This is a genomic window from Erysipelatoclostridium sp. MSK.23.31, from assembly GCF_019125875.1.
GTDB classification, from domain to species: Bacteria; Bacillota_I; Bacilli_A; order Erysipelotrichales; family Coprobacillaceae; genus Thomasclavelia; species Thomasclavelia ramosa.
Genome location: NZ_JAHOCB010000073.1, coordinates 1 through 10,905, shown reverse-complemented (window position 1 = coordinate 10,905; position 10,905 = coordinate 1). Strand labels below are relative to the sequence as shown.

Here is a 10,905-nt window from a genome sequence, read left to right as displayed (position 1 = left end):
CACCATAAAACCCCGATCGCACCTGCGATAGTCAAAGGCATGAATGTTTGGAACGCATTTTTAATTGCAGATAAATACTTATTTTGCCCACACCACGCACCAACGCGGCCAAGGACATCTGCCATTTTGTCCATAATTCTTTTCCTCCCTTATTGACTACCTAATAATAGCAAAGGGTGAAATACTTGGAAACGCTTTCCCCACATTCTGTAAGAGTCTTACAATTTTTTTAAAATATTTAAAAATGATATGTAAATTTATTACATATCATGATCTGTCTTTTTTTCATATTTTTGTTCACAATTTATCTTTCTAATTAAGTTAGGATAATAGTCTTTTTGAAATAAGATTGAAAAGATTAGATCCATTAAATAATCACTACTTAACTTTGAAGAATAGGTTTCTATTTTCGAAACAATATTTTCTTTACTACACATTGTTAAGCAATAATTCGCCCGTTTTCTTAAATAACTATCATTTATTGAAGTAATTGCAATAATAGTTCCCTTATTATCCACAATCCGATCAACTATCGTTTTTATTTCATGACTCTCACCAGAATAAGATATCACGATTGCAACTGTATTTTTATTTACAAATAAAGAACGCTTATCTTGATCATTTGGTGAAGATTTAAAATTAACAAAGTGATCGATCGAAATCATCCGATGCTCGAATAATAGTCCCGAAAGATACGAAGCTCCAACAGCAAAAATATCAATAACTGATGTTTTTAATAACTTTTCAATTACTTGATTAAGTACATCATAGTCGAGTAATGCTTTAGTCGCCTCAATCGTATCTTTATATAACTCGCCTAACTGATTTGTGACTTCTTGAATACTATCATTCTCTTTAAAAGGTCGATTGTAATCAACATCAGTTTGATAACTAGTTAAAACTGATGAAGCAAAATTGATCTTAAAGCTATTGTAGTTTTTTTCACCCAGTTTCTTGCAAAAACGACTGATCGTCGCTGTTGAAGTAAAAGTCGCCTCAGCTAACTCAACTAAACGCATATTAGCCACTTCTTCTTTATGATCAATTATATAATTAGCAATCCCTTTTTCAATGTCACTAAATCCTTTTTTGTATTCCAGTTTTGATAATAAACTCATAAACTACCCCCGAATTACTTTATAAATATTGTCCCAAATTTTTTTCCATTATAACACTAATAAGGGCATGTTAGTCTTTTTTAACACTATTTTAACACTATTCTTTTTTGATTTTTCTAAAATAAAAAAGCCCTTTTGGACTTTTCATCATTTAGATTAAATAGTCACTAAATTAAAATATAAACTGTCAATAGATATCTTATGAGAGTAGCGACTATTTCTACAAGCCAACTAGCCTGTGGAAATATAATACTCCATTGTTTTATAAAAAAATATAAATTTATATAATTCAGGATAGTATTTTCAAAATTAGCAATTTTAAATATTAAATTATGAAAATTTTTTACATAATTTATTTTTTATTTTCAAAGTCAATTACTTTTAAAGCAGTAGTAACATTACTTTGATAATCCTTTACAAGTAAAGACACAAAAATGACATCTAGAACATACATTGTTGCAGTAAATGATGTAATCACTTCTAAACTAAGGATATCTTGTGACGAGTAAACATTGAGGTAAATATCACAATAGTTTTGTAATTCACCCTTTTTACCACCAATTGCAATAACATAGATTCCTGCCTTTTTTAAATATTTAGCAATCTTGATCATCTCACTATTATTGCCAGTAAAAGAAATAAGTATGGCTACACATTGACGACTATTTTTTTGTGATAAAATGAAATGTTCGTTGATTCCACTATGTGCATCGCACTCTTTTCCTAAAGTCATGATTTTAAAAGCAGCTTGACTGGCAATCGTATAACTAATTCCTGTTCCATAAATAGAAATACGTTTAGCTTGAGATAAACGATTAATCACCTGAATCATTTTATTTTGATCTAAATCCAGCCTTGTCTGTACTATTGATTTATCATAAATAGTTGGGATAACTTTAACAATATCTTGATATGTACTGTTTTCATCAACCGGTTCATCTTTTAAAAGACTACTAATTCGACTTAATTCATTATACTCAAATTCAACCTGGCGTTTAAATTCTTGATAACTATTAACCTCCAGCTTTTTACAAAGACGTATTACTGTAGCCTTACTCGTATAAGTTTCTTTTCCTAATTCTTCCACTGATAATTGATATAACTGTTCAGGATGTTTTAAAACATACTCTGCAATTAGCTTTTCGCTATTAGTAAAGCGTTTCCTCTCCCTTAGCTTCTCTAAGATCATCACTATCACCTCATCTTTTCCTATTATGACATAGATATCAAGATGAAACAAATTTGAACTAATCAATTATCTTTTTATTAATTAAAATAAAGGAGATTGAAAATCCTCCTCCATTTTACAAAACAGCTAAATATCATTTAAACTTTCACCGTTCGTTGCAATAACTTTTTGATACCACCAAAAACTCTTCTTGGGATAACGAGCCAACATTCCACTAAAATCATCATGCACATCAACATAAATATAGCCATAACGTTTAGATACTTGACATTTTGTATTAGCAACAATATCGATTGGACCCCAACTTGTATAACCGAGTACTTCTACACCATCTTTGATTGCTTCTAAAACCTGCTTTAAATGCTCTTTTAAATAATCAATACGATAATCATCATTTACTGTATAACCATATTGTTCATCTACAACCAAAATATCCTTTGCTCCAAGACCATTTTCAACAATAAATAACGGAAGCTGATATCGATCATAAAATTGATTAAGAATATATCGCAACCCTTTAGGATCAATCTGCCAACCCCATTCAGATTCTTTTAAATAGGGATTTTTAACTCCGCTCATTACATTTCCCCGAGCTTGTTGATTAAGTTTCTCATCAGCTGTAGCACAATAACTCATATAATAACTAAAAGAAATAAAATCGACTGTATTTTTTAAAATTTCTTCATCTTCTTTCGTGATTTCTAAATGAATATGATTTTCTTCAAAAAAACGTAGCATGTATCCTGGATATTTTCCCCTAACATGGACGTCAGCAAAGAATAGTGACTCCCGATCACGTCGGACTGTTTCCTGAATATCTTCAGGCTGCGGGGTCAATGGATAGATTGGACTCCCTGCAATCATACAACCAATTTTAAAATTCGGATTGATTTTATGAGCTATTTTTGTTGCTTGAGCACTTGCAACAAACTGGTGATGAATTGCCTGATATAAAACTTCGGGATTAATTTGATCAGCTTTTCCTTTAATCCCACCACCATTAAAGGGGGCATGAAGAATAACATTTATTTCATTGAATGTTAGCCAGTACTTAACCTTATTACAATAACGTTCAAAACATACTTGAGCAAAGTTAAGATAAAAATCAATTACTTTACGATTCACCCATCCTCCATAATTAGTCGCTAGATATAAAGGCATCTCGTAATGTGATAATGTAACTAGGGGTTGTATTCCATATTTAGCTAATTCATCAAAAACATCATCGTAAAACTGTAAACCCTTTTCATTAGGAACCGTCTCATCACCATGCGGGAAAATACGGCTCCATGCTATCGATAAGCGTAATACTTTAAATCCCATCTGAGCGAACAATGCAATATCTTCTTTATAGCGATGATAAAAGTCAATTGCATTTTTCTTTAAATAATTATCTAATGGCGGAATTGCTTCATTACCAAATACCCCTTCAGGCAAAGCATCAGCCGTTGAATAACCTTTGCCATCTTCTAAGACTGCGCCTTCACACTGATTAGCCGCTATTGCACCACCCCATAAAAATCCTTTAGGAAAATTTTTTTCTACCATCTTCATGACTACACCTCTTGCAATTTATTTAGTGCAAAAGTCAATACCGCTTTTCCATCCATCTTGCCATAATCGCGCATATCTATTAAATATGCTGGTACTCCATTAGCATCATCCGCAATACTTTTTTCTAGATAACGCACCTGTGGTCCTAAAAGAATAACATCTGCATCTTGGCTGTGATTTTTTACTTCTGTTGCTCCGACTGCCCAGATTTTTGTTTCAATTCCTTTTTCCTGTGCTGCTTGTTCCATTTTTGTAACTAATAGACTAGTTGACATTCCACCAGCACAACATAATAAAATTCTTATCATTTTAATTTTCCTCCATCTCATCAATTCTTTCAATTTTAAAAATTACTGGTCTTGTCCCATCACTACAACAAGCAATCATCATCTTTTCATCATTAGTCCAGCCTTTCATAATTAAGCCACCTTGCAAAGCTGCATAAATATAGCGACTGACGGCATCCCAAGCCTCACTGCAAAACTTTCCATTCATCATATTCCAAAAATCATCTTTGCCATTACCACGCTCCAAAATAAATTCCTGTCCCTCTTTAAACAATGGACATTTACCAACTTGCGGATCCGCTAAATATTGATCCGCTAAATCTTGATAATACTCTCTTCGTAATACCGTAATTTTACACTTAGACATCTGTTTGCTCCTTTCAAATCCTTTTTTCTACACTTTTAATTTAACATCAGAAAATAAAAGAAACAACAGGCTCGTAAACTGTTGTTCCAGTGTTTCATTTATATATTATTTTTATAATTTATTTTGATACTTGTGGTCCACTAAAGGCATTTTTTAATCGTTCTAAAGCTTCTTTTAAGACCCAAGTAGGGCAAGCGATATTAATTCTTTCAAACCCTTCTCCTTCTTGACCGAAGACATATCCCTCATCTAAATATAGATCAGCAGCAATCATTTTCTTCTCTAATTCTAGATAGTCATAACCTAAATTTCTAAAGTCTAGCCAAGCTAAATATGTTCCTTCTAATGGATATACTGTAACTGATGGAAAATTTTTCTTGATAAAGTCTACCAGTATGTCATAGTTATGATGAATCAATGTCTTAAATTCAGCTAACCATGCATCTCCTTTAGTATAAGCTAACCGTGTTGCTTCAAAAGATAATGTGTTTAATGTAAAAAATCCTTTTTTCTCTTGTTGCGCAATAAATTTAGCTCTTAATTCTTTATTCTTAATAATAATATTAGATCCTTGCAAACCTGCAATATTAAAACTTTTACTTGGTGCTGTACATGTTACAGTAATATCTCCAATCACTTCACTTAAAACAGCAATTGGATAATGTGTATACCCCGGCATAGTTAAATCTTCATGAATCTCATCACTAAGAATTATAATTCCATTATTTAAGCAAATATCCGCAATTTTTTCTAGCTCTTCTTTTGTCCATACACGCCCTACAGGATTATGAGGATTACAAAGAATCAATAACTTTGTATTTGCTTGTTTTGCAAGTTCTTCAAATTTATCAAAATCAATTTGGTAACTATTTTCATGATTTATTAAAGGACATCTTTGTACTCGACGATTATTTAACTCAATTGCCCGATAGAAAGGATAATAAACTGGCGTAAAAATAATTACTCCGTCATTTTCTTCAGTAAATGCAGTTACCCCATCGCTTAACGCTGGTACTACACCATTAGATAAAACGATCCATTCTTTTTCAACTTGATAATTGTGTTTATCCTTCATCCAGTTAATTACTGCATCGTAATAAGCTGCTGTTCCATTTGTATAGCCAAATACAGGATTATTCTGCATAAATTCAAGCATCCCTTCAGCAATCTCTGGTGCTAATTTCAAATCTAAATCAGCGACTGAAAGTGGAGCTATATTTTTAGCAACTGCAGGATTATGATCTTTCATCCCGTTCCATTTAGCAGAACCATTTTGACTCCGATCAACTAATGTTTCAAAATCATATTTCATTTCTCTACCTCCATTATTAAGCACCTATATAGTTAAGTACCTTAATAATAGTATACTCTCACAATTTATAAAGTCAAATAAAAAGAATCATAACGATTCTTCATTGTCTTGTGCATATTCTTTATTTAAAGCTCTTTGAACCTTAATATAAATATCTATTTCTTCATTGCTAAAACTAATTAAATTCTTAAAATAACGTTTCATAATTTTCTTATCAAACTGACCATGTAAATCAAAAATCTGCCTCCCGCCAACCGTTAAGTATAAATTATACTCACGATTATTATGAGGATTCTTGGTTCTTGAAATTAATCCTTTTTGTTCTAGTTTCTTTAAAATTTGACTGCTGGCACTTAATGTTTTTTTTAATTCTTTAGCAATCATCGAAGCATTTATTCCAGGGTGATTTCCAATTATTGCAAGAGTGTGAGTTTCTACTGGATAAAGCATCACTTTGCCAAATTGTCGAGGTTTACTATCATATTCTTGTATTAAATCATAACTTTCGTCAATTACTTTAATCATATTATCAAATCGCTCTTGATCCACAAAAATCACCTCAGATATCATTCTATCAAATAATAACCAATGTTGCAAACAATCATAAAAAGACTGGTTTTACCAGTCTTTAAAGGATTACATTAAATGTGATTCTTTGGTTGTGTATTCTTGAACTACTTTTTGAATCTTTTGTGGAGTTTCTGGTTCTAATGGATACCAGCCTTTAGAATACATAAGATCAAAGACCTCACGTTGAATCTGATATACCTCTTTTTGAATATCTATTAATTTATTTGCTAGTTGTTGATGAGAGCATTCAATGATAAAAGTCGTATAATCACTTAATAATGATTTTAAACATAATAGAACATCATTGATTCTATCATAATCATTAAACGTATTTTCATTTGGTAAAATTGGTTGTTTCGTTGGATTTGAATAATTTTGATTATCCATTTAAACACCCCAATAATTCACTATAATGATTTTTAATTGTGCTATTAACACGTCCTAAAGTCATCTTAATATCATTATCTTCAACACTTTCTTCGTAAGCTTTTAACTTCTTCGATAATACATATAAACTATTCAATTGATCATTAAAAGAGCCACTATCTTTAGTAGATATCATTTTTGGTGGTTGATTCATAAAATTCCTCCTTCAATAATATTTTGGTTCTTTTATAAAACAACTATGCATAATCATATACAAAAGATTAAAATAAAAATATTTTTTATTTTCTACTTATAAATTTTTCAAATCTGACTAATACTAGAGTATCTTTATTAAAAAATAAAAAACATTATTATCTTCAATAATGTTTCTTTACCAAATTAACAGCCCTAAATTTTTATCCTGCTACTTTTATTTTATTTTCAATATATGCCATTACTGCTTCTTTAGGGATATTTAATACCGCTGCAAATTCTTGATGCAGTAGATCTTCTGCTTCTTTTTTGTACCGCTCATCAGTTTGACTCAATCGCTTATTTTGTAACAATAAATTTTTTTGCTTTGCTTGAAGATTACAAATCAATTGAATCAAGCCATCACAAGTATATTGACTTATCGTTTCTTTGTAATAATCTGTTAATTGTCTTAAATTTTGATTTTCAATAATCTCTTTTTGTACTTTAGGATGTCTGGTCAATAATCGTTCTAACTCCTCTATCGAAATCAAATGACGCATATATACTTGCGTATCAATTGGCACATACGTCTTACCGTCCATAAAAATGGGATTTAAAGTATAATACTTTCGGGAATTGGGCTGCTTACCAATACTAATTACTCCAATATTTTCAATCCTACAAACACTTTGATTACCATATATAATCAAATCTCCTTTTTCATACACATAACCACCTAGCTTTCTATTAAGTATATGCTTAATATATCTATTATACCGCACTATTAGTTACTATATGCAAAAGTAATTAAAATATACTAAATTTTCTTTTTTATGCAGCTAAAGACTACATCTTTTTATATTTGATTTTACTATTTAAATCTTGTTAATAATTTCAACAGTTTTACATGTTTCGTATATCATTAGGGCTTGCTTTAGCAATGATGGTGACAGTATTTTTTAGCTAAAAACCTTTATTGTTGTAATATCGTTAATCCAACTAGAATTTGTTAAAACAGTAAGATAGATTGACCATCGTTTAATTGGTATTTCACTTTCCATTCAATATTTTATTCCTAATGAAGATACTATTTTAGTTGAAATATTATTAGGTACTTCGGTTTATTTTTACCAGAATATAAATATAAATAAATTATCAATATTGACAGTGCGCTAAATATATCGATCGATGGTTCTTTTAGATACTAAAACAGCAATAGAAAATCAACTTATTAGTTTAATCAGTGAAATATTTATTTCATGACCAAACTAATATTATCTACTAACTAAAAAATGCAGACCATTGTTTGCCTACATTTTTTGTGCATATTCTTTTACTATTTTAGAAATCAAATTTAACAAAGCTTCTTCGTCATTAACTTCATAATCAGGTTTAATATCCATTGCTTTAAGTCCCTTTTTATTTAACCAAATACATTTCCAATTAGCATTTTTGGCCCCAATCACATCATTTTCATAAGAATCACCGACATAGATACAATCTTTATCCGTAATTAAATTAAATATCTGTGGATCTGGTTTTGAATAACCAACAACCGATGAAATGTAGATATCCTCGAGAGCAACCCAGTTGCTCATCTTTAGTCTACGTAATTTTTCCATTTGATGACAAGCAGGTCCATTAGTAATTATCCCTATTCCTATATGATTATCTTTTAATAAATCTAATATATCTTTGATTGCATTACTAGTTGTAATGTCTTGTTGATATACATAATATTTTGTTTGAAATGCTAAAGCATGTGCTTCATCAATTTCAAGATAATATTCTTTTAAGGCTGCTTGGATACGATAGATATACATTTCATTTATTGTAACTTGACCAGACTGGCTTGCCTCAAATATTTTATCACTATATTTACGAAATTTGATAAAAATTTGATATATAGGCAAAGTCTTTATTTTAGGAAATATTTCAATAAATGCCTTTTTAAATGGAATGAACTGATCATATAGCGTGTCATCAACATCAAAATAGAATTTCATCTTTTTACCGTTTATAATTTATTAATCATTTTTACAACATTATCTACTGTAAAACCATATCTTTTAAACAGTTCATTAGCAGGTGCTGAAGCTCCGAAGCTATCCATTGTTATATATTTGCCTTTTAAGCCAACAAACTCTCCCCAGGACATTCTTGAACCCGCTTCAATTGCGATTCTCTTTTCTATACCTGGCGGCAGGATACTTTCTCTATATTCCCGGCTCTGCTGTTTAAATATATCCATACTCGGCATACTTACTACCCTTATCGCTTTGCCTCTGATCCGTTTCTTTGCTTCTACTGCCAATGTCACTTCTGATCCTGAGGCTATGATGATTATTTCCGGTGTTCCTTCACACTCATCAATAACATATCCTCCTTTTAATGCTTCTCGGCTAGATCCTTTGATCTGTGGTAGATTTTGTCTTGATAAAACCAGTGCTGTTGGTGTTGTTTTTGATGTCATCGCCAGATACCATCCAGCATTAGTCTCCTGTGCATCGCACGGTCTAAACACATTGAAGTTCGGCATCGCTCTCAGCATCGTCAGCTGTTCTACCGGTTCATGAGTTGGCCCGTCTTCACCTACACCGATACTGTCATGCGTCAATACATATATCAATGGCAGATTCATCAAAGCTGACAATCTAGCCATCGGTTTGACATAGTCGCTGAATACAAAGAACGTTGATACAAAAGTCTTCAATCCACCATAAAGCATTATTCCGTTTCCAATCCCTGTCATCGCCTGCTCTCTTACTCCGTAGTGTAAATTCCTTCCCCTGTAATTCTCGGCACTAAAGTCTCCTACTTTATTTAAATATGTTTTTGTAGATGGTGCTAAGTCTGCTGAACCACCCATGAAATTTGGAAATAGTTCCTTTATCCGGTTCATCGCAGTTCCCGACAAATTTCTTGTTGATTCAGGTTTATTTTCAAATTTCCAGAATTCCACATCGTTTTCAAGTACTTTATTATAGTCCACCTCAAAATACTGCTTCCATAATTTTTTCATCTCTGGATATGTTACCAGATAGTCATCAAACATATCCTTCCAAATCTTATAGATTACCTCGCTGCGTCCCTGCTGTTTTGCTGTATTGAGATAAACTTCCTCATCTATCGCAAATGTCCTATCCTCATCAAGTCCCAGTGTCCTTTTTAATTCCCTGACATTTTCTTCACCCAGTGGCTCTCCATGTGCACTGGCTTTTCCCTCTTTAGCCGGACATCCTTTTCCAATTCTGGTTTTCACTTCAATAAAGGCCGGCTTTTGAGATACCCTAGCTTGATTTATCGCACTTAATATTTCGTCAAGATCGTCTCCATCTTCAACCGTGAATGTATCAAAACCAAATGCCTTCATTCTTCCCTGAACATCTTCTCTAAAGGCAATATCCGTGCTTCCTTCAATCGAAATATTATTTGAATCGTATAAAACGATCAGTTTCTCCAGTTTTAAAGTGCCTGCAAGTGAAAATGCCTCTGACGAGATTCCTTCCATCAGACAGCCGTCACCGCCTAGTACATAAGTAAAGCTGTCAAATACTGGATATCCCGGTCTATTAAAAATCGCTGCCAAGTGTGCCTGGGCCATTGCCATTCCTGTTGCCATCGCCATCCCTGCTCCCAATGGTCCTGTCGTTGCCTCGACCCCTACAGTATGTCCGTATTCAGGATGCCCCGGAGTCAGTGAATCAAGCTGTCTAAACTGTCTTAGATCCTCTATCGTTAATCCATAGTTATACAAATGAAGCAGACTATAAAGCAGTGATGATCCATGTCCTCCCGACAAGATAAAGCGATCCCGGTTGACCCACTTCCGATGTGTTCCACTATGTTTCATGACCTTTCCCCATAAGATATAGGCCGCCGCCGCTGAACCCAAAGGCAGTCCCGGATGTCCTGAATTTGCCTTTTCAACAGTATCAGCGCATAAT

12 protein-coding genes and 1 pseudogene are annotated in these 10,905 nt (G+C 32.5%); all 13 read right to left on the bottom strand.

Features of this window, described 5'->3' with window-relative positions; genetic code table 11:
* Window positions 1-134 (bottom strand): annotated as a pseudogene (locus KSU54_RS19060) (PTS sugar transporter subunit IIC); the annotation flags it as partial.
* 126 nt (window positions 135-260) lie between these two features.
* On the bottom strand, window positions 261-1,118 hold the full coding sequence (locus KSU54_RS17870; protein WP_003538870.1) for a MurR/RpiR family transcriptional regulator: 858 nt from the start codon (window positions 1,116-1,118) through the stop codon (window positions 261-263).
* Between the two features lie 352 nt (window positions 1,119-1,470).
* Entirely contained in the window at window positions 1,471-2,307 is an 837-nt protein-coding gene (locus tag KSU54_RS17865) for a MurR/RpiR family transcriptional regulator (RefSeq protein WP_008792225.1), read from the bottom strand.
* A gap of 126 nt (window positions 2,308-2,433) precedes the next feature.
* The gene (locus KSU54_RS17860) at window positions 2,434-3,861 is read right to left on the bottom strand and encodes a glycoside hydrolase family 1 protein (RefSeq protein ID WP_117792791.1); all 1,428 of its coding nucleotides are present in this window, start codon (window positions 3,859-3,861) and stop codon (window positions 2,434-2,436) included.
* A gap of 2 nt (window positions 3,862-3,863) precedes the next feature.
* Window positions 3,864-4,169, bottom strand: a complete 306-nt coding sequence (locus KSU54_RS17855) for a PTS sugar transporter subunit IIB (protein ID WP_008792227.1) — start codon at window positions 4,167-4,169, stop codon at window positions 3,864-3,866.
* Window position 4,170: 1 nt separating this feature from the next.
* The gene (locus tag KSU54_RS17850) at window positions 4,171-4,515 is read right to left on the bottom strand and encodes a TIGR04076 family protein (protein ID WP_117792793.1); all 345 of its coding nucleotides are present in this window, start codon (window positions 4,513-4,515) and stop codon (window positions 4,171-4,173) included.
* A 118-nt stretch (window positions 4,516-4,633) separates the two neighbouring features.
* Window positions 4,634-5,827 carry a MalY/PatB family protein gene (locus KSU54_RS17845; RefSeq protein ID WP_054322626.1) on the bottom strand — a complete coding sequence of 398 codons (1,194 nt, stop codon included), beginning with the start codon at window positions 5,825-5,827 and terminating at the stop codon, window positions 4,634-4,636.
* Between the two features lie 87 nt (window positions 5,828-5,914).
* Window positions 5,915-6,376 (bottom strand): MarR family winged helix-turn-helix transcriptional regulator, encoded by a 462-nt coding sequence (locus tag KSU54_RS17840; RefSeq protein WP_008792229.1) that lies wholly within the window; start codon window positions 6,374-6,376, stop codon window positions 5,915-5,917.
* Between the two features lie 87 nt (window positions 6,377-6,463).
* Window positions 6,464-6,784: a spore coat protein gene (locus KSU54_RS17835; protein WP_003538886.1), complete on the bottom strand. Its 321-nt coding sequence runs from the start codon at window positions 6,782-6,784 to the stop codon at window positions 6,464-6,466.
* Entirely contained in the window at window positions 6,777-6,977 is a 201-nt protein-coding gene (locus KSU54_RS17830) for a hypothetical protein (protein ID WP_003538887.1), read from the bottom strand. Before KSU54_RS17830 ends, KSU54_RS17835 begins: the two co-directional genes overlap by 8 nt.
* A 202-nt stretch (window positions 6,978-7,179) precedes the next feature.
* Window positions 7,180-7,686, bottom strand: coding sequence for a CarD family transcriptional regulator (locus KSU54_RS17825; RefSeq protein ID WP_008792230.1), 507 nt, complete (start codon window positions 7,684-7,686; stop codon window positions 7,180-7,182).
* Window positions 7,687-8,268: 582 nt separating this feature from the next.
* Window positions 8,269-8,964: an HAD family hydrolase gene (locus tag KSU54_RS17820; RefSeq protein ID WP_003538889.1), complete on the bottom strand. Its 696-nt coding sequence runs from the start codon at window positions 8,962-8,964 to the stop codon at window positions 8,269-8,271.
* 11 nt (window positions 8,965-8,975) lie between these two features.
* On the bottom strand, window positions 8,976-10,905 hold a 1,930-nt coding region (gene tkt, locus KSU54_RS17815), incomplete at its 5' end, for a transketolase (protein WP_226817414.1).

Excerpts from the sequence above, each read along its gene's own strand:
- KSU54_RS17855 (WP_008792227.1), bottom strand. The coding sequence starts at position 4,169 with ATGATAAGAATTTTATTATGTTGTGCTGGTGGAATGTCAACTAGTCTA.
- KSU54_RS17835 (WP_003538886.1), bottom strand. The coding sequence starts at position 6,784 with ATGGATAATCAAAATTATTCAAATCCAACGAAACAACCAATTTTACCA.
- KSU54_RS17860 (WP_117792791.1), bottom strand. The coding sequence starts at position 3,861 with ATGAAGATGGTAGAAAAAAATTTTCCTAAAGGATTTTTATGGGGTGGT.
- KSU54_RS17870 (WP_003538870.1), bottom strand. The coding sequence starts at position 1,118 with ATGAGTTTATTATCAAAACTGGAATACAAAAAAGGATTTAGTGACATT.
- KSU54_RS17845 (WP_054322626.1), bottom strand. The coding sequence starts at position 5,827 with ATGAAATATGATTTTGAAACATTAGTTGATCGGAGTCAAAATGGTTCT.
- KSU54_RS17850 (WP_117792793.1), bottom strand. The coding sequence starts at position 4,515 with ATGTCTAAGTGTAAAATTACGGTATTACGAAGAGAGTATTATCAAGAT.
- KSU54_RS17865 (WP_008792225.1), bottom strand. The coding sequence starts at position 2,307 with ATGATCTTAGAGAAGCTAAGGGAGAGGAAACGCTTTACTAATAGCGAA.
- KSU54_RS17830 (WP_003538887.1), bottom strand. The coding sequence starts at position 6,977 with ATGAATCAACCACCAAAAATGATATCTACTAAAGATAGTGGCTCTTTT.
- KSU54_RS17820 (WP_003538889.1), bottom strand. The coding sequence starts at position 8,964 with ATGAAATTCTATTTTGATGTTGATGACACGCTATATGATCAGTTCATT.